15 protein-coding genes are annotated in these 18,347 nt (G+C 71.3%); 12 read left to right on the top strand and 3 right to left on the bottom strand.

What is annotated here, in order from left to right; translation table 11 throughout:
- The first annotated feature begins 47 nt into the window (after positions 1-47).
- Genes FHR32_RS33805 through FHR32_RS33790 form a run of 4 tightly spaced genes read left to right on the top strand, consistent with a single transcriptional unit; the run spans position 48 to position 4,708 of the window.
- Positions 48-2,096 carry an outer membrane protein assembly factor BamB family protein gene (locus tag FHR32_RS33805; protein WP_184758546.1) on the top strand — a complete coding sequence of 683 codons (2,049 nt, stop codon included), beginning with the start codon at positions 48-50 and terminating at the stop codon, positions 2,094-2,096.
- 10 nt (positions 2,097-2,106) lie between these two features.
- Positions 2,107-2,817: an amidohydrolase family protein gene (locus FHR32_RS33800; protein WP_184758545.1), complete on the top strand. Its 711-nt coding sequence runs from the start codon at positions 2,107-2,109 to the stop codon at positions 2,815-2,817.
- The gene (locus tag FHR32_RS33795; RefSeq protein WP_184758544.1) at positions 2,814-3,560 is read left to right on the top strand and encodes an amidohydrolase family protein; all 747 of its coding nucleotides are present in this window, start codon (positions 2,814-2,816) and stop codon (positions 3,558-3,560) included. The genes FHR32_RS33800 and FHR32_RS33795 overlap by 4 nt, the downstream gene beginning before the upstream one ends.
- Positions 3,557-4,708, top strand: a complete 1,152-nt coding sequence (locus FHR32_RS33790) for a DegT/DnrJ/EryC1/StrS family aminotransferase (RefSeq protein WP_184758543.1) — start codon at positions 3,557-3,559, stop codon at positions 4,706-4,708. The genes FHR32_RS33795 and FHR32_RS33790 overlap by 4 nt, the downstream gene beginning before the upstream one ends.
- A 51-nt stretch (positions 4,709-4,759) precedes the next feature.
- On the opposite strand, the gene FHR32_RS33785 is transcribed toward FHR32_RS33790, so the two are convergent.
- Positions 4,760-6,688 carry an NHL repeat-containing protein gene (locus FHR32_RS33785; RefSeq protein ID WP_184758542.1) on the bottom strand — a complete coding sequence of 643 codons (1,929 nt, stop codon included), beginning with the start codon at positions 6,686-6,688 and terminating at the stop codon, positions 4,760-4,762.
- Positions 6,689-6,863: 175 nt separating this feature from the next.
- Here FHR32_RS33785 and FHR32_RS33780 point away from each other — a divergent pair, with 175 nt between their 5' ends.
- A complete protein-coding gene (locus FHR32_RS33780; RefSeq protein ID WP_184758541.1) occupies positions 6,864-8,879 on the top strand; it encodes a PQQ-binding-like beta-propeller repeat protein in 2,016 nt (671 codons plus the stop codon).
- Here the strand turns inward: FHR32_RS33780 and FHR32_RS46870 are convergent.
- Entirely contained in the window at positions 8,858-10,834 is a 1,977-nt protein-coding gene (locus FHR32_RS46870; RefSeq protein ID WP_184758540.1) for a PQQ-binding-like beta-propeller repeat protein, read from the bottom strand. The two genes, FHR32_RS33780 and FHR32_RS46870, sit on opposite strands and share 22 nt — an antisense overlap.
- A 188-nt stretch (positions 10,835-11,022) precedes the next feature.
- Here FHR32_RS46870 and FHR32_RS33770 point away from each other — a divergent pair, with 188 nt between their 5' ends.
- From FHR32_RS33770 to FHR32_RS46270, 6 genes are all read left to right on the top strand, one after another.
- On the top strand, positions 11,023-12,219 hold the full coding sequence (locus FHR32_RS33770; RefSeq protein ID WP_312882818.1) for a sensor histidine kinase: 1,197 nt from the start codon (positions 11,023-11,025) through the stop codon (positions 12,217-12,219).
- A 165-nt stretch (positions 12,220-12,384) separates the two neighbouring features.
- Entirely contained in the window at positions 12,385-13,722 is a 1,338-nt protein-coding gene (locus FHR32_RS33765) for an MFS transporter (RefSeq protein WP_184758538.1), read from the top strand.
- A gap of 55 nt (positions 13,723-13,777) precedes the next feature.
- On the top strand, positions 13,778-14,539 hold the full coding sequence (locus FHR32_RS33760; protein ID WP_184758537.1) for a LytR/AlgR family response regulator transcription factor: 762 nt from the start codon (positions 13,778-13,780) through the stop codon (positions 14,537-14,539).
- A complete protein-coding gene (locus FHR32_RS33755; protein WP_246468087.1) occupies positions 14,536-15,018 on the top strand; it encodes a hypothetical protein in 483 nt (160 codons plus the stop codon). Before FHR32_RS33760 ends, FHR32_RS33755 begins: the two co-directional genes overlap by 4 nt.
- Entirely contained in the window at positions 15,015-16,514 is a 1,500-nt protein-coding gene (locus FHR32_RS33750) for a sodium/solute symporter (protein ID WP_184758536.1), read from the top strand. The genes FHR32_RS33755 and FHR32_RS33750 overlap by 4 nt, the downstream gene beginning before the upstream one ends.
- A gap of 154 nt (positions 16,515-16,668) precedes the next feature.
- Positions 16,669-16,791: a hypothetical protein gene (locus tag FHR32_RS46270; RefSeq protein WP_281391113.1), complete on the top strand. Its 123-nt coding sequence runs from the start codon at positions 16,669-16,671 to the stop codon at positions 16,789-16,791.
- A 46-nt stretch (positions 16,792-16,837) separates the two neighbouring features.
- Here the strand turns inward: FHR32_RS46270 and FHR32_RS33740 are convergent, their stop codons facing one another.
- The gene (locus tag FHR32_RS33740; RefSeq protein WP_184758535.1) at positions 16,838-17,251 is read right to left on the bottom strand and encodes a zinc ribbon domain-containing protein; all 414 of its coding nucleotides are present in this window, start codon (positions 17,249-17,251) and stop codon (positions 16,838-16,840) included.
- Positions 17,252-17,452: 201 nt separating this feature from the next.
- Here FHR32_RS33740 and FHR32_RS33735 point away from each other — a divergent pair, with 201 nt between their 5' ends.
- A complete protein-coding gene (locus FHR32_RS33735; RefSeq protein ID WP_184756280.1) occupies positions 17,453-18,268 on the top strand; it encodes an HARBI1 family protein in 816 nt (271 codons plus the stop codon).
- Positions 18,269-18,347 lie beyond the last annotated feature (79 nt).

The raw sequence follows: 18,347 nt of genomic DNA, 5'->3' as shown, positions 1-18,347 counted from the left end.
TCGGGACCAATATTGCGTAGAAATGAACCCTCGCAAGGAGTGCCCCCATGCTCCGCAGCCGATCGCCGCGAGCCGTGCTCGCCGCCGTCGCCGCGTTACCCGCCCTGCTCGTCCCTTCGATCGCCCATGCCGCGCCGCAGGGGCCGCCCGCCGTACCGGGCCTCACCGTGCAGAGCGCCGCCGTGCAGAGCCCGCAGGTCCTGAAGGCGCCGTGCGACGGGACCGGAGTGCGGAGGTTCGGGCCCGCGTCCGTGACCGGCGCCATCGTCGGCGCCGTCACCCATGAAGGGCGCGGGTACGTCGTCACGCGCGGTCTGAAGCCGCCCGTGCTCGCCGAGATCGACCTGGCCACCCGGAAGACGCTCCGCTCGGTGCGGCTGCCCGACGCGCCCGCCGCCGGTGAGGCCGAGGGAGCCTGGGCCACGGCGGTCGCGGACGGCAAGGTCTACGTCGGCACCTACCCGGTTCCGGATCTGTACCGGTTCGACCCGGCGACGGGCGGGGTCGAACACCTGACGTCGTTCGGGCGCAACGGCGGGTTCGTCTGGAGTCTGGCCGCCGCCCCCGATGGGAAGATCTATGCCGGGACCTATCCCGACGGCAGGGTCCACGAGTACGACCCGGCCACCGGCGCGGTGCGCGACTTCGGGGTGCTGGCCGCGGGCGAGCGCTACGTGCGCAGCCTCGCCGTCGACGACCACACCGTGTACGCCGGACTGCTCGACAAGGCCAAACTGGTCGCGATCGACCGTGCGAGCGGCGCGGTGCGCGACTTGGCGGCGGGCGGCACCGGGTTCGGCGCGGTCGCCGAGCGCGGCGACCGGGTGCTCGGGGCCAGTGGGAACACCCTCTTCGACGTGCGAAAGGACGGCTCGGACGCCAGACCGGTCGATCTCGGCGACCTCACCCTCGACATGATCGGCTTCGCCGGCGACGGCACCGCGTACGTGTCGTCCAGGCCACAGGGCACGATCTACCGCTACCGCACGGGCGACACCGCGCTCACCGAGGTCGGCACCCCCAAACTCGGCGAGGAGACCCGCCGGCTGATGGCCGAGGGCGACACGCTGCTCGGCTTCTCCGGCAGCGGCGGCATGTGGACGATGGACGTGCGCACCGGGCAGGCCGAGTTCACCGACCTGATCGAGGCGGGCCTGCCGACCGGCTCGGAGCGTCCGCAGTCGATGCTGCTCGACCCCGGCCGCACGCTGTACGTCGGCGGACATTTCTCCCTCACCATCCGCGACCTGCGCAGCGGCGACCAGCGCCGGATCTGGCTGCCGGGCGAGCCGAAGGACCTGGTACGCCGTGGAGACAAGGTCTACGCCGCGATCTACCCCAGCGGCCAGATCATCGAGATCGACCGGCGCGACCGTATCCGCAGCCTCGGCTACCTCGGCCACGGCCAGCAGCGGCCGTGGGACCTGGAGTACGACCCGCGCACCGACAAGCTGCTCGTCGCCTCCGCGCCGCTCGGCGCCAACCTCAAGGGCGCGCTGTCGGTGGTCGACCCCGACAGCGGTCAGATGGACGTCTACGTGGACGTCATCCCCGACCAGAGCCTCATGAGCCTCTCGCTCGACTCCCGCCACGGCGTCGTCTACCTGGGCGGTGACGTGCTCGGGGGAGGCGGCGCCCCGCCGGTGAAGTCGTCGGCGTCCGTCGCGGCGTTCGACCTGCGCAGCCGTAAGGTGCTCTGGCAGGTGGACCCGGTCGCCGGGTACCGGACCTTCCAGGACGTCAAGGTGCACGACGGCGTGCTCTACGGCGTCTACAAGCGCAACGCGAGCTGGTTCGCGATGGACCTGGCCACCCGCACGATCACCCATCAGGGCTCGCTGCCCGGGTACGGCGAGCTGACCGTCCACCGGAACCGGGTCTTCGTCGCCACCTTCTTCGGCGGCGGCAACGCGTACGAGCTCGGCACCGAGGCCAAGCTCGTGGCGACGGGTCTGGGCGACGAGTGGTACACCAACCCGCAGCTCCACTTCGAGCCCGGCTCGTGGAACGCCTGGACCCTGGCCGGGCGTGACCTGGCCCTGATCCGGCTCGACCCCCGCTGCCCGGTCTTGACGATCCCTCCGGCCCAGAGCTAGGTTTCGGTCTGTGCCGAAATCTAAACCGGTCAGGCTGGTCGACGCGCACCGGCTCGTCGGGCCGGTGCCCTTCGACGACCTGCCGGAAGACCCCCGGCCTGAGATGGACCGCCTGGGCATCGAGCGGGCGTACGTGACGCACACGCTCAGCCTCTACTCCGACCCGCGGGCCGGCAACGAGGCCCTGCTGGAATTCGACGACCCCCGGCTGGTCCCGGTGCCCGTGGTGGTGCCGGGTGTGCCGGGGGCAGGGGAGCCCGGGAGTGTCGAGGAGGCGCTGGGCTGGGGGGCGCGCCTGGTCCGGCTCTGTCCCGAGCGCCACCGCTGGGAGCTGACCGGACCCACCGCGCTGCGCTGGCTGGCCGCACTCGGCCTGCCCGTCGCCGTCGACTTCGAGGAGACCTCGCCCGCGCAGCTCCTCACCCTCGCCCGGAGCCTGCCCGGCCTGCGGATCCTGCTGCTGAACCCCGGCTACCGGCGGCTGCGTGCGATCGCCGAGCTGATGACCGAGATCCCCGGCCTGTGGCTGGAGGTCGGCACCGTCAACACCCAGGGCGGCGTCGAGTGGCTGGCCGAGCGGTTCGGCGCGGCCCGGCTGGTGTTCGGCACCGGCGCGCCGGTCGCCGACGACTGCGGGCCCCGCTACCTGCTCGACCACCTCGACCTGGGCCAGGACGACGTCGACCTGATCGCCGCCGGATCGCTGGAGGGCCTGCTGTGATCCTCGACGCGCACGGCCACATCGGGAGCTGGCCCGACTTCCTCATCCCCGACCCCTCCGCCGAGGGCCTGATCGCCACCATGGACGAGGCCGGCATCGTCGCCACGGGCATCAGCGACCTGCTCGCCGTCGGCCCCGACGCCGTCGAGGGCAACCGCCGCGCCTTCGCGGCCGCCGCCGCCCACCCCGGCAGATTCGGTGTCTGGCAGGTCTACAACCCCCACCACCGCACCCCCCTGGCCGACGCGCCCGGCGCCTGGGGTGTCAAGCTCCACCCCGACGTACACCGGTGCCGCCTCGACGACCCGTTGTACGAGCCGGTGTGGGACCTCGGTCTGCCCGTGCTCGCGCACGGCCAGACCGACTCGCCGTGGAGCTCCCCGGAGATGTTCGCCGCCGTCGCCACCCGCCGTCCGGAGGTGCCGCTGCTGATGGGGCACGCCGGGCTCTGGCCGTACGGCTTCCGCCGCGCCGCCGAGGCCGTGGCCGACCATCCGTCGGTCCTGCTGGAGATCTGCGGATCCAAGATGACCGGCCGCTGGGTCGCCCGCCTCGCCGCCCTCGCGGGCGCCGACCGGGTCGTGTTCGGCACCGACGCCTGCTTCCTCGACCAGCGCGTCGGCTTCGGCCGGGTCGCGCTCGCCCCGCTCTCCGAACCCGACCGGGCGCTCGTCCAGGGCGGCAACCTCGCCCGCGTCCTCGGTCCCCGTCTCGTCCACCGCATCGGAGGAACATCCGCATGAAACTCGCCATCGACGGCGGCACGCCCGTGCGCACCGCGCCCTGGCCCGCCTGGCCGCCGCCGCTGTCCGACGGGCAGCGCAAGCACGTCACCCAGGTCCTCGACCGAGGCCTGTGGGGCGCCACGCAGGGCACGGTCTGCGCTGACCTGGCGTCGGAGTTCGCCCGCAGATCCGGCGTGGGGCACGGGGTCACGGTCGCCAACGCGACGCTCGGCCTGTTCGCGGCGCTGCGCGGGCTGGGGGTCGGTCAGGGCGACGAGGTGATCATCCCGGCTTACACCTTCGTCGCCTCGGCCACCTCCGTGCTGCTGACGGGGGCGATCCCGGTGATCGTCGACGTCGACCCCGTGGACCTGCACCTGTCGGCGGAGGCGGTCGAGGCCGCCGTCACCGGCCGGACCGCCGCGGTCATGCCGGTGCACCTGGCCGGCAGCCCGGTGGACATGGAACCGCTGAACGCCGTCGCCGCCCGGCACGGCCTGAAGGTCGTCGAGGACTGCGCCCAGGCCCACGGGGCCACCTACCACGGCAGGCCCGTCGGCGGGCTCGGCGACGCCGGGGTGTTCAGCTTCCAGGCGAGCAAGGCGATGACCGCGGGCGAGGGCGGCGTGATCGTCTGCCGCGACGAGGCCGTGTACGGCGCGACCTGGTCGACCTGCAACCTGGGCAGGCGGCCGGGCGGCGCGTGGTACGACCACCCGGAGGTCGGCTGGAACCTGCGCCTCACCGAGATCCAGGCGGCGCTGCTACTGCCGTGGCTGGAGCGGCTGGAGGAGGAGATCACGCGGCGCGAGGCCTTCGCCGCCGCGCTCGACCTCGGTGGCCTCCCGGTGAGCGTGGTGCCGCAGCCCGCGGGGACCACCCGCGACTCGCGGCACCTGCTGATGCTGCGAGTGGACGCTCCCATCGAGCGGGAGTTCCTGCTCGCGGCGATGGCGGCCGAGGGAGTGCCACTCGACGGCGGCTACCCGCCGCTCGGCACGATGGCCGCCCTCACCGGGGCCGGGGCGCGGGTCGAGCCGTGCCCGGTGGCCGAGGCGGCCGCGCGGAGCGTGGTGTGGGTGCGCCAGCAGATGCTCATGGACGATCCCGCCCGGGCGGCCGACGTGAGCGAGGCACTGGCCAAGGTGCTCGCATCCCGGGGATGACCGGACCGGCCGGGTGCTCGCGGGCGGGGGTCCGCGAGCACCCGGCTCTGGTCAGCGCCGTCCGGTGACGGAGATCCGGACCAGGTCGCGGCCGCGCACGCCGTACAGGGCCCGGCGCGAGGGGTCGAGGGCCAGCTTCGGCTCGCCGCCGAACCACTCGCCCGCCAGGCCGGAGGCGATCGTCTTCACCGCGAACGTCACGAGGTCGATCTTGTAGATCGCGTCGCCGTCGGTGGTGTAGGCGACCAGTCCGGACACGAGCAGATCGCTGCCCTTCGAACCGGCCTGCACGGTGCGGGTGACCTTGCGGCGCAGCAGGTCGTACTCGAACAGGATCCCGGTGCCGGTCACGCCGTACACGGCCAGAGGCGTGTGTGCCAGACCCGGGATGACCTTCGCGCCCGGCACGGGTTCGAGCTGCCACAGCAGTTTGCGCGAGCGCAGGTCGAAGGCGGCCAGCCGGGCGGTCGTGGTGACCGGCGGCAGGCCGAGGCCCTCCTGGATGTTGGTGCCGAGGTAGGCGATCCCGGCCCGGCAGGTGACGGCGTACAGGCTCTGCCGCTCCACGACCGGCCGGTAGGTGTCCATCTTCTTCGTGCGCGGGGAGTAGAGCGACAGCGCGCCGTTGAGCTGGCCGGGCTCGGGCTGGGTGGTCATCGCGATCAGCCCGGTCAGCGCGTCGTGGGCGAGGTCGCGGGGGCGGTCCTGCTGGTTGCCGGCCTTGGCGAGCAGCGTGGCCGACGGCTCACCGGGCCGGTGCGCGTACAGCAGGCCCTGGGTGTAGACGCCGAGGTAGGTGACGTCCCGCACGGTGAGCGCCGTTTTCGGCTCGCCGGGGATGCCGAGGCGGCTGCTGGTGCCCGCCTTCAGATCGTGGACGTCGGCGCCGCCCTTGCCGCCGACGTAGACCCGCCATCCGTCGGAGTGCACCGACATGGGCTGCTCCGGTGCGGCCCTGAACCCCCGCTGGACGAGGTTGACGTAGCCGAGCGAGCCGTCGGCCGGGTCGTAGACGAAGACCGCGCCGTCCTGGACGCCGTAGACGCGGCCCTCGTGCGAGAGGAGCCGGTGGGTGGCCGCCTCGGGCTGCGCCACGCCGAGCGTCTCCACCGTGCCGCCGTCCAACCGGCAGCGGTAGAGCGTGCCGGTGGGCCGCCCGGTGAAGTAGACGTAGCCGTCGTGCAGCAGGACCGAGGGAACGTACTTCTCGCCGGTGGTGAGCACGCGGTGGTCGGACGGGTCCGACTTCGACATCACCAGCACCTCGCCGTTGGAGGAGATGCCGGCCGCGAGGTGGGTGTCGGAGACCGTCAGGCTCGCCACGAAGTCGCGGGCGGCCAGTTCGGCGGGCAGGATGTCGCGCTTGGCGCCCGTGGCCCGGTCGATCGCGATCAGGTGGGCGTGCGCGCCGACGCCCGCGTAGACGGTGGTGGCGTCGGCGGCGATGCTGCGCACGTACGCCTCACCCTCGACGGTGACGCCCAGGTCGCGGCTCGCTCCCGTGGCCGGGTCGTACTCCACGACCCGGCCCGGCTCGGAGATCGCCAGGTAGACCTTGCCGTCGGGGGAGGCGGTCAGGTTCCAGATGTAGGGGTAACCGTAGGCGCCCACCTTGGACAGTGTGCCGGTGAGCGTGTCGAGCCTGTAGAGGTCGGAGCGGCTGTGGGTGCCGACGTAGACGTCGGTGCCGACGGCGCACATCGCCCACACGCCGATCCCCGTGGGGATGTCGGTGTGCCCCGTCACCGTGTCGCGGGCCAGGTCGTAGGCGCCGACGACATTGGGGGACAGCCCTCGGGTGCCGGCGTAGAGCACGCCGCCGACGAACTCGCCGTTGCCGAGGGCGCTGGTGACGCTGGCGGGGCCCAGGACGGTCACCTCGCCTTCGGCGGCGGCGGCGTGTGCGGGGGAGGTGGGCAGGAGGGAGGAGCCGCCCGCGGCGACGGCGGCGAGCTGCAGGAATCGGCGGCGGTGGATCATGTGGGGGAACCTTTCTGACCGTCAGGTGCGGGAGTCGGTGATGCGGAGGACACCTCCGCGCGTCGCCGGGCACGGCGTCGGCGGAGAGAAGAGGGCCTCGACGAGGGTTTTATAATTCGGCCGTTACCGAAATCGTATCTTGACGGAAAGGGTAGCTGTTTTTAGGTTTCCGGTCATGACCCTAATTAGAAAATTATTAGCGATCATCGTCGCGGCATCCCTCGTGCCGGTGTTCCAGGGACCCGCCGAGGCCAGCACCCGCGGCAAGATCACCGAGCTTGGCGTGCCGCTGCAGGACGTCCTGCTCATCGGCGGTGTCGTCGCCCCCGGACCCGGTGGCGCGACCGTGCTGTGGGCGGTCTCATCGGGCACCCCCGCCCACCTCAACGCGATCGACCCGGCGACCGGAGCCGAGGTGGCCCGCTACGACCTGCCGGGCGCGGGCGGCTCCTGGGCCGTCGACGTCACTCCCGACGGGAGCGTCTACGTCGGCGGCTACGGCGACGGCCGCCTCTACCGCTGGACCGAGCGGGACGGCGTGCGCGACCTCGGCCGTCCGGTCGCCTCGGACAACTTCATCTGGAGCGTCGCCCCCGGTCAGGGCGCCACCGTCTACGGCGGCACCTCGCCCGGCGGGCGGCTGTTCGGCTACGATCCCGCCACCGGCGTGCGGGACTACGGCAAGCTGTCCCCCACCCACGCCTACGTCCGCAGCGTCTCCACGGCGGGCGGCAAGATCTACGCGGGCACCGAGGCTCCGGCGGCCCTGTTCGAGGTGGACGCCGCCAGTGGCGCCTCCAGGCAGCTGCCGCTGCCCGACGGCTTCAACCCGGCCGGTCAGTGGGCCTACGACGTCAACGCCGCCGACGGCTACCTGTACGTGCGGTTCGGCGGTGCGAGCCCGGGACCGCTGCACGTGTGGGACATCGCCGCGGGCGCGTGGGTCGACAAGCTCGACGCCGTCCACGGCCTCGACGTCTCCCTGCCCGACGAGCAGGGCCGGGTCTACCTGATCAAGTCGGGTGAGCTCGTCGGCTACGACCCGCGCACCCATGCCGTCACCGGCACCGGCGTGCCGATCACCGGCCGGGTGGCCAACTCGCGCGGCATCGGCTGGGCCGAGCTGGGCCTGCCCGACTACCCGGGTAAGAGCGTCGTCGGGATGCTCTGGCGGGGTCTGATGTTCCGCTACAACCCGCAGACCGGCGCCAAGTCGTTCGTGCAGACCGCCGTGCGCGGCGAGCCGATCGACATCACCGCCCTGTCCGAGGGCCCCGACCACCGCGTGTACGCCGGAGGCTTCCTCAACGGCGGCTTCGCCGCGGTCGATCCGGAGACCGGGCAGACGCGGGAGTTCCACACCTTCTCCCAGAGCGAGGACATGGTCTCGCACAAGGGCAGGCTGTACGTCGGCGCCTACCCGGAGGCCCGCGTCTACTCCTACGACCCCAAGCTGCCGTGGAACAGCACCGAATACTCGCCCAGCCCCGAACCCGGGCCCGCGCCCAACCCCGCCAGGCTCTTCGACTTCGCCGCCGACAAGCAGATCAGGCCCCGCGCGATGGTCTCGGCCGGGAAATACCTCGCCGTCGGCACCATGCCCGACCTCGGCCAGCTCGGCGGTGTGTTCGCCCTCTGGGACCCGGACGAGGGCGTGCTGAAGACCGCCCGGCGTAACGTGGTCAAGGACCAGTCCATCGTCTCGCTGGCCTACCGCGACGGCGTCGTCTACGGCGGCACCTCGATCTACAGCGGCCAGACGGCGACCCCGCCGACGCAGCCGGAGGCGAAGCTGTTCGCCTGGTCCGTCCGGGAGAACCGGCTGCTGTGGGAGATGACGCCCGCGCCGGGCAAGCCCGCCGTCTCCGGGCTGACCTTCGACCCCCTCGGCCGGCTGTGGGGGATCGCCGGCGGCGAGGTGTTCGCGGTCAGCCCGACGCTGCGCAAGGTCGTCTCCCGGGTCACCCTGTCAGACAGTAAGAGCGCCGGCGGGCAGCTCGTCTACAACCCCCGCGACCTCACCCTGTACGGCACGCACGCGGGTTCCTCGGTGTTCTCGCTCAGCCCGCTGACGGGGCGGCACACCGTACTGAAGGAAGGACCTGTGCACCAGCTCGCGGTGCACAGGTCCGGGGACGTCTACTTCGCCGAGGGGCCGAAGCTCCTGCGCTACGAGCCGCAGATCCGGTAAGTGGAGAAGTTCTCGTTGCGGGACAGGTAGAGGTGCCCGTCGGGGGCCTTCACCATCAGGGAGATCGGCCGGGCGATCAGGCTGAAGGCCAGCGTCGTCCGGTCGACCTTGTAGACCTTGCCCTGGGCCTTGGCCCAGATCACGCCCGCGTCGACCTCGATGTCGGTGTCCAGCCAGACCTGCGTCTGGCTGGACCAGGGGTACACCTGGTGCTTGGCCGTCCGCAGCGTCTGCCCGGTCGCCGGGTCCATCTCGAACAGCGCGTCGGGCGTCATGCCCCACAGATGGCCGGTCTCGTCGAAGGTGATCGAGCCGAGTGCCAGGTCACCGGGCACGGGCGCGCTCTTCCACTTCACGGTGTCGGTCGCGATGTCGTAGGCGAACACGTAGGCGGCGGTGTCGAGCGGCCGGCCCAGCCCGCCGAAAGCGGAGGTCGCGCCGTAGACGACGCCGTCGCGGTAGGCCAGGCCGATGACGCTGTGGTTCGGGACGATGTTCCGCCTGATCACCGTGCGGCCGGTCGCGGGGTCGTAGAGACCGAGCGCGCCGCCCGCCGCGCCGGTCTTGGGCACGGTGCCGAAGGCCAGCAGGTCGCCCGCCGAGACCATCGCGAACGGACGGTCCTGCTCCTGTTCGGTCAGGCTGAGCAGCAGCTTGGGTTCGGCGCCGTCGAACTCGTAGATCCGCGCGCCGGGGTAGACGCCGAGGTACAGCCTGCCCTTGTGGGTGACGATGCCCTCGCTCTGGCCGACGTTCGGCCAGAACTGCGTCTGGCCGGTCGCGGTGTCGTAGGCGGCCAGGCCACCGGTGAAGAAACCGCCCCCGTAGACGCGGCCGTCGGGACCGACGCCCATCGACCGGACGCTGACCGGCTGCCCGGTCAGCGTCGACTCGAACGTCGTGGCCTTGCCGCGCTTGCGGTCGTAGGTCCACAGCTTGCCGGTCGAGGCGGTGCCGACCAGCGTGTGGCCGATCCAGCCGAGCGTGCGGGCCGCGCCGCCGCCGAAGTCGGTGAAGCCCAGCTTCTTGACCCCGCCCTTCTTCAGATCGACCTTGACCAGCTCGTCGTTCTGGAAGAGGTAGGCCTCGTGTCCGCGCACACCGCCGCCCACGGTCAGGCTGTCGACGTCGTCGACGACCCGCGTCCAGCGGCCCTTCTTCAGATCGTAGATCCCCATGGGGTTGGTCGCCGTCGTGGTGACGAACCGCACCAGCAGGTAGCGCCCGGCCAGGTCGAGGTCGTAGGCGTAGCCGTCGCCCTCGATCGGCGCGTCGATGATCTTCTTGGTGACGCCGTCGGGCCCGACCACCGCGATCTTCATGGCCTGCGAGCCGATGCCCGCGTAGATCGTGCCGTCGTCGTCGATCGCCAGGTCGCGGACGTACTGCTGGCCGGGGATCGGGCTGCCCAGGTCGGTGGTCTGCCCGCTGTCCACGTCGTAGCGGAACAGCCTCCCCGTTGGGGAGGTGCCGCCGTAGACGGACCTGCCGTCCGGGCCGGCCTCCACCGTCCACACGAAGGTCTCCCCGGGTACGGCGATGCCCGCCTCGATCACCTGGTCGGTGCCCGGGACGTAGCGGAACAGACGGCCCATCGCGCCTGCGGCGGCGTTGTAGGAGCCCACGTAGACCGAGTGGTCGGGGGCGACGGTGACCGCCCACGAGCCAAGTGCCAGTGCCAGCGGCCGCTCGGCGATCAGCGTGCCGTCGAGTGCGTTCCTGACGCCCAGCAGCGCCGGGCCGGACGCGCTGGAGGTCACCGAGTAGACGCGCGGCCCGCCCGGATACGTGGCGTCGAGCGCGGCACCCGCGGTGGTGGCGCCGGTGAGCGGCATCGCCCCGAGGTTCTGGAAGCCGCAACCGGCCGGCGGCCCCGCCGCGGCGGCATGCCCGGTCAGGGCGGGGGCAGGGATGAGCAAGAGGGCGGCGGCAACGGCCGCCAGACGAAGTCTCACGATGTCTCCTCGCTTATTAACGGTCCTGACCGTAATTTCGCGAAGGGCTCACTGGCAAGAGGTGGCCGCGCCAAATGGCCAGAATATGATTCGGTGCCTCCGAGTCCGCCCCATGCCCTCCTCCACGGCCGGCGGTTGCCCGTTCGCCGATGAGACGCTCACGGACCTGGACGGATAGGGTCCGGGGCGTGGAACCCCTCGTCGCCCTGCTGTTGGTCGCCGCCCTGCTGGGCATCCCCGCCCTGGTCCTGTGGCGGGTGCTGCGCGGCAGGCGGGAGCTGGGTACCAGCCCGGCCGAGCGGGCCACGTTCGAGACCCTGCACACCGCCTCGCTCGCCGCGCCGCCGCTGCGGGCCGGGCTGACCGAGGCGGGCACCCAGAAGGCGTCCCGGCACCTGCGCGAGCTGCTCGGTTCTCCGGCGCTGGCGATCACCGACGGGGAGCGGCTGCTGGTCTACGACGGTGAGGGCGACCACCACGCCAGGGAGACGTTCACCCATGCCGCCAAGACCCTCGCGGGTGGCCGGACCCAGGTCCTCGGCCCGGAGGTCGTCTCGTGCGACATCCCCGAGTGCCCGATCAGGTTCGCGGTCGTGGTGCCGCTGACCACCGACGGCCGGGTGGTCGGCTCGCTCGCCGCCTACGGCGGGCACGCCTCGGCGGGCCTGGTGCGGGCCACCCACGAGGTCGCGAGCTGGGTGGACTCCCAACTGGAGCTGGCCGAGCTCGACCGGTCCAGGACGAGGCTGATGGAGGCCGAGGTCCGGGCACTGCGGGCGCAGATCTCCCCGCACTTCATCTACAACTCGCTCACGACCATCGCGAGCTTCGTCCGCTCCGACCCCGACCGGTCCCGCGAGCTGCTGCTGGACTTCGCCGACTTCACCCGCTATTCCTTCCGCAGGCACGGTGAGTTCACCACACTGGCCGAGGAACTGCGCTCCATCGACCGCTACCTCACCCTGGAACGCGCCCGTTTCGGCGACCAGCTCCACGTGACCCTGCGGATCGCCCCGGAGGTGCTGCCGGTCGCCGTGCCGTTCCTATGCCTGCAGCCGCTGGTGGAGAACGCCGTCCAGCACGGCCTGGAGAGCAAACCCGGCACCGGCCGCATCTCGATCATCGCCGAGGACGCGGGCGCCGAGTGCCGGATCAGCGTGGAAGACGACGGCGTCGGCATGGAGCCGGACCGTCTGCGCCGCATCCTGGCCGGCCACGCCGACGAGCGCTCCGGGGCCGGGGGAGTGGGGCTGGCCAACGTGGACGAGCGGCTGCGCCAGGTCTACGGCGACGAGTACGGCCTGGTGGCCGAGACGGGGAAGGGGGCGGGCACCAGGGTCAGCGTCCGCCTGCCGAAATATCACCCCGGAGTCTCCGCGCACTGACGCCGGACCTCCCCGCCCACCGGGGTGCCTCCCCGGACCGGGCTCCGGGTCCGCGGGGTCTATATTTCAGAGGATCTTGCCGAGCCTCTTGCTCTCGGCGTCAGGGCGGCCGGGGAACGCCTCACTCCTCTCCTCTCCCCGGGACGTGACCCCCACGGAGGACCCTTGAGCAGCACCCCCGCGCGTTCCACCGATCCGGTAGAGGGAGGCGCCGGACCCCGGACACCCCCGGACGGCCCGGCCGGTTCTCCGGAGTCCCCGGGCCCGGCGTCCGCGGGGCTCGGGCGGAAGTTCTGGCTGCTGTTCACCTCCAGCACAGTGTCCAACCTGGGAGACGGCATCGGCCGGATCGCGCTGCCGCTGCTGGCGGTGACCCTGACCCGCGACCCGGTGCTCGTCGCGGCGCTCTCGTCGCTCACCTTCCTGCCCTGGGTGCTGTTCGCGATCGTCAGCGGCGCGCTGGTGGACCGGCTGGACCGCCGCAAGGCGATGATCGTCGCCCAGTTCGTCAGGACCGTCGTGGTCGGGCTGCTGACGGCGGCGGTGCTGACCGGCCACGCCGCCATGTGGATGCTCTACGTGGCCGCGTTCGCGCTCGGCACCGTCGAGACGCTCTACGACAACGCGGTCCACTCCCTGCTGCCCGCCCTGGTGCGGCGCGACCAGCTGGAGAAGGCCAACGGCCGGGTCGAGGCGGCCTCGGTCGTCACCGACGGCTTCCTCGGCGCCCCGGTGGGCAGCGCGCTGTTCGTGGTCGCCGCCGCGCTCCCGTTCCTGGCGAACTCGGCGGGCTTCCTGCTCGCCGGGGCGCTCCTGCTGCTGCTGCCGGGCGCCTACCGCACCGAAGCGGTCCCCGGACGGCCCGCCAACCTGCGCCGGGAGATCGGCGAGGGGGTGCGCTGGCTCTGGAACCACCGGCCGCTCCGGGGCATCACCCTGATCGGCACGCTCTCGGCGGGGATGAACCAGGCGGCGATGGCGGTGCTGGTGCTGTTCGTCGTGGAGGTGCTGCGGCTGCCCGCCGCGGCTTTCGGCTGGTTCGCGCTGGCCTCGGGGGCCGGAGGAGTGGTGGGTGGCCTGGCCGCGCCGATCCTGGTGCGCCGGTGGCCGCGCGCGGCCGTGATGGCGGTCGCGATGTCCGTTTCCGGGCTGGGGTTCACACTCATCGGGATCTTCCCGTCCACGGTGATGCTCGTGGCCGCCTCCGCGGCCGTCGGTGGATCGCTCCTGGTCTGGAACGTCCTGATCATGTCGGTCCGGCAGGCTCTGGTGCCGGCGGCCCTGTTCGGCCGGGTCCTGGGGGTGATCCGTACCCTGCTGTGGGGTCTGATCCCGGTGGGCGCACTGGGCGGCGGCCTGCTGGCGGAGGCGTTCGGGCTGCGCACCGTCTTCGTGATCAGCGGGTCCGTGATGCTCGTCCTCATGGTGCCGCTCTGCCGAGTGCTGTGGCGCTATCGAGTGCTGATCAACACCCTCGACGGCTCCGGAACTATTGACACTTGATGTCTGATTCATCACCCTCTAGAGATTCCCGCGTGAGCGAACTGGAGGAGTGACCGTGACCGGCCTGCGCGTCCTGGCGGTGGACGACGAGCTCCCCGCCCTGGAAGACCTGGCCTACCTGCTGCGTGAGGACCCCCGCATCGGCGAGGTCTCCCTGGCCAGGGACGGGGCCGCCGCGCTGCGCGTCCTGGACCGGGCGATCGCCGAGGGACGGCCGATCGACGCGGTCTTTCTCGACATCCGGATGCGGGGTCTGGACGGGGTGGTGCTCGGCCGGCTGCTGTCGCAGTTCGCCAACCCGCCCCGAGTGGTGTTCGTGACCGCCTACGAGGAACACGCCGTGGACGCCTTCGAGCTCAAGGCTGAGGACTACCTGCTCAAACCGGTCCGGCCGGAACGGCTGGCCGAGGCCATCCGGCGGGTGTGCGTCTCGGCCGAGCTGCCGGAGAACGACGCCGCGGGCCGCACCGATCCGGGCACCATCCCGGTGGAACTCGGCGGCGTCACCAGGTTCGTGGCCAGCACCGAGGTCCGCTACGTCGAGGCGCAGGGCGACTACGCGCGCCTGCACACCGCGGGGGGCAGTCACCTGGTCCGCATCTCGCTGGCCATGCTGGAGGAGCGCTGGGCCTCGGCAGGGTTCATCCGGGTGCACCGCAGCCACCTGGTCGCCGTCAAGCACATCGACGAGTTGCACATCGACTCGGGCCGCTGCGTCGTCCGGATCGGCGAGAGCGAGATCCCGGTCAGCCGCCGCCACACCCGTGAGCTGCGTGACCTGCTGGTCCGCCGGGCGCGTAAGGGACGGTCCGAATGAGCGGGGAGGGACAGGAGCCCGAGCCCTCCGAGGAGACCGAGCCGCGCCGGCGGATGACCGACCGCCTCGCCCGCGCGGTGGAGCGGCCACGCAGGGAGACCGACCGGGGGGACCGGCCGCGCCGCGAGGTCGTCACCAGCCCCCGCACCACGGCCACCCGCCATCCCCGCTACCCGGTGACCCGCGAGATCGACGAGCAGACCCGGCTGGGCGAGGTCTACATGGGCTCGCTGATCCGCACCCAGTTCCGGCTCGCCCTGTTCGTCTGCACCGTGCTCGGTTGCGTGGTCGGCGGCCTGCCGGTGCTGTTCCTGCTCGTGCCGGAGCTGCGTGAGGTACGGCTGGTCGGCATCCCCCTGCCGTGGGTGGTGCTGGCCGGTCTGATCTACCCGGCGTTCGTGATCGGCGCCTGGCTCTACGTACGGCAGGCCGAACGGAACGAGCGTCACTTCTCCGAACTGGTGGACCGAGCCCGGTGAACACCGCGTACGACGTGACCGCGGTCGTGCTGGTGGTCCTGGCGGCGGTGCTGATCGGGGCGTTCGGCATCCGCCTGTCGCGCACGACCTCCGACTTCTACGTGGCCTCCCGCACCGTCTCCCCGCTGTGGAACGCCTCCGCCATCGGCGGGGAGTATCTGTCGGCGGCGAGCTTCCTGGGCATCGCCGGGCTGATCCTCGCCTACGGCGCCGACATGCTCTGGCTACCGGTCGGCTGGACCGGCGGCTACCTGGTGCTGCTCGTCCTGGTCTCCGCGCCCCTGCGCCGCTCGGGCGCCTACACGCTGCCCGACTTCGCCGAGGCGCGGCTGGAGTCGATGGCCGTGCGCCGGCTGGCCGGCGTGCTGGTCGTGCTGATCGGCTGGCTGTACCTCATGCCGCAGTTCCAGAGCGCCGGCCTGGTGCTGGGGGCCATCACCGGTGCCCCGGACTGGGCCGGGGGACTGCTGGTGGCGGCCGTGGTCGCGGTGAACGTGATGTCCGGCGGCATGCGGTCGATCACGTTCGTGCAGGCCTTCCAGTACTGGCTCAAGCTCACCGCGCTGGCCGTGCCGCTGGTGTTCCTGCTGCTGGCCTGGCGCTCGGGAGGTGCCCCCGGGCTGAGCGCGCACGACACGGCCACCTGGGCGCTGCCGCTGGCCAGCGGCAAGGAGTACGGCCTCTACTCGACCTACTCGCTGATCCTGGCGACGTTCCTGGGCACCATGGGCCTGCCGCACGTGCTGGTCCGCTTCTACACCAACCCCGACGGCCGGGCCGCGCGCCGTACGACACTGGTGGTCCTGTCCCTGCTCGGCGCCTTCTACCTGCTGCCGGCCATCTACGGCGCGCTGGGCCGGATCTACCTGCCGGAGCTGCGGGGCAGCGACATGGTGGTGCTGACGCTGCCCGGGCGGCTGGTCGGGGGAGTGGCGGGGGACCTGCTGACCTCGTTGGTGACGGCGGGGGCGTTCGCGGCGTTCCTGTCCACCTCTTCCGGGCTGACGGTCTCGGTGGCGGGTGTCATCGGGCAGGACATTCTCAGGGGCGGGGTGCGCTCGTTCCGGACGGCGGCCATGTTGGCGGTGACGGTGCCACTCGTGCTGGCCACCTCGGCCCGTTCGCTGCCGGTCGCCGACGTGGTGGGGCTGGCGTTCGCGGTGGCGGCGTCCTCCTTCTGCCCGCTGCTGGTGCTGGGCATCTGGTGGCGGCGGCTGACGTCCACCGGAGCGATGGCCGGGCTGCTCGCCGGGGGCGGGCTGGCCTGCGGCGCGGTCCTGGCGACCATCGTCGGGGGACCGTACACCGGCCTGGCCGGAGCCCTGCTCGCCCAGCCCGCGGCCTGGACGGTGCCGGTCGCCTTCGCCGTCATGATCGTGGTCTCCCTGCTCACCCCGGCCCGCATCCCGCCCGGCGTGGCCCGCACCATGGTCCGCCTGCACACCCCCGAGACCCTCGACCTCGACCGGGGAGACTGGCGGCCCCGCTCCTCCTGATCCGGCCTGCAGCGGATCGTCATGGGCCTGGCTGAGGAAGCCCCTGGCAGTCACGCTGGGGTCCAGGTGGGACTTCGATGTTCTCATCCTGGATTCCGGGCCGGGCGATCAGAAGGCCGCGATCGCCGCGGCGAAGCTCGAACGACGGGTCGCGGTGGTCGAGCGCCGTAACATGATCGGTGGCGTCTGCATCAACACCGGCACGATCCCCTCCAAGACCCTGCGTGAGGCCGTCATCCACCTGACAGGCCTCAACCAGCGCGGCATGTACGGTTGAACTCCTCCCCGGCCTGAAGGCCGGAGACTCTCCCGTCGCGTCGCGGTTAAGCGGCGCGCGGGGGTTGACGCTTCACCGACCGGGTAACCCCGAGGTCTCCACGCCCTGACACCGGCATTCCGACGGCGTTCTTGATATTGATCGCGGCATTGGTATCGGCATGGCCGACCCAACCGCACGCGGGGTCGGTACAAGCGAACACGGTTCTGTTGCGGCCGGCCGCATCACGGTGACCGCATCGGTGGCACGTCTGTGAGGTGCCCGGGGCGGGAACCTTGACGACCTGTCCGCCCCGGTCGGCACTCTTGTATTCGAGCAGGGTGACGGTCCGGCCCCACGCCTCGCCGCTGATCGACCGGTTCAGCCCCGCCTTTTGGGCGACGTTCCTGCCCGGGGCTTCGATCGTGCCCTTGGCGGATTTGACCATGTTGAGAATGGAGAGTTTCTCCACCTTGATCACAGCGAACGTGTCGGCGAGTTCGGTGAGACGTTGTCAGCAACGGTCGATGACCGTGTGTAGCCGATCACGGCGGGCGTGGGAGTGATCAAGTAGAGAAAAGCGTGAAGCCCCTGGTAGGGGTGGGTCTTGTCGAAGGATCCACCGCACCGCACACAAGGGCTTCACGTGACCTCCAGTATCACCTACACAGCCGAGTTGGACATGCCGCGCGAGGTTGTGCTGTTTCTGGCCGGGCTGTTGCGCGCCGAGCGGGTACGGCGCCGCACCCGCGCGGGCACTCGGGCGCTGGGCGAGTTCAAGCAGGCCGTTCTGATCATCCGCTGGCTGGTGGACGGCGCTCGGATCGCCCGGCCGGCCGCCGATAACGCCATCTCGCACGCGACCTGTGATCGGTACGTCGAAGAAGGGGTCACCGTATTGAAGGCCCAGGCGCCGACGCTACAGGAGGCGCTCACGGCGGCGAAGGCCGCCGGCTACACCCACCTGCATCTGGATGGCACGCTGATCGAAACCGACCGCTGCCGCGCCCTGGGCCCGAACGGCGCCGACCTGTGGTGGAGTGGAGAACACAAGCAGCACGGCGGCAACATTCAGGTCCTGTCCAGCCCCGGCGGCGACCCGCTGTGGACTTCTGAGGTACGGCCCGGCCGTGAACACGATCTCACCTGTGCCCGCCTGCACGGCCTCCTCGACCCGCTGGCCAAGGCCGCCGAGGACGGGCTGATCACGTTGGCCGACCTCGGCTACGTCGATGCGGGTATGGGGTTTCGCCTGCCGTACAAGAGGTCTCGGGGTGGCACACTCACCGACGATCAGATCCAGTACAACAAGGTCCACGGTGCGCTCCGAGCCCTCGCCGAACGAGCGAACGCCCAGCTCAAGATGCGGTTCAAGGCACTGCGGAACGTCAGCAAGTGCCCTTGGAAGATCGGCGGTATCGTCGCCGCGGCGCTCGTCCTCTTCCACCGGGAGCAAGCTCACAAGCAGCTGTCACCCAGCGTGAACGCCGGTTGCTGACAATGACTCATTGATCATCTAGTCGCTATACGGGAAGATGGGCCGATAGATGGCCATAGGCGTTGATATGCCATCGCGG

Source organism: Streptosporangium album (assembly GCF_014203795.1).
GTDB classification, from domain to species: domain Bacteria; phylum Actinomycetota; class Actinomycetes; order Streptosporangiales; family Streptosporangiaceae; genus Streptosporangium; species Streptosporangium album.
Note: the sequence above shows the minus strand (reverse complement) of the source record. Positions and strands in the feature narration are given on the sequence as shown.

What these genes read in the sequence shown, in the direction of transcription:
- FHR32_RS33805 (WP_184758546.1), top strand. Translation starts at nt 48, where the DNA reads ATGCTCCGCAGCCGATCGCCGCGAGCCGTGCTCGCCGCCGTCGCCGCG.
- FHR32_RS33755 (WP_246468087.1), top strand. Translation starts at nt 14,536, where the DNA reads ATGAGCGGGGAGGGACAGGAGCCCGAGCCCTCCGAGGAGACCGAGCCG.
- FHR32_RS33780 (WP_184758541.1), top strand. Translation starts at nt 6,864, where the DNA reads ATGACCCTAATTAGAAAATTATTAGCGATCATCGTCGCGGCATCCCTC.
- FHR32_RS33735 (WP_184756280.1), top strand. Translation starts at nt 17,453, where the DNA reads ATGCCGCGCGAGGTTGTGCTGTTTCTGGCCGGGCTGTTGCGCGCCGAG.
- FHR32_RS33785 (WP_184758542.1), bottom strand. Translation starts at nt 6,688, where the DNA reads ATGATCCACCGCCGCCGATTCCTGCAGCTCGCCGCCGTCGCCGCGGGC.
- FHR32_RS33790 (WP_184758543.1), top strand. Translation starts at nt 3,557, where the DNA reads ATGAAACTCGCCATCGACGGCGGCACGCCCGTGCGCACCGCGCCCTGG.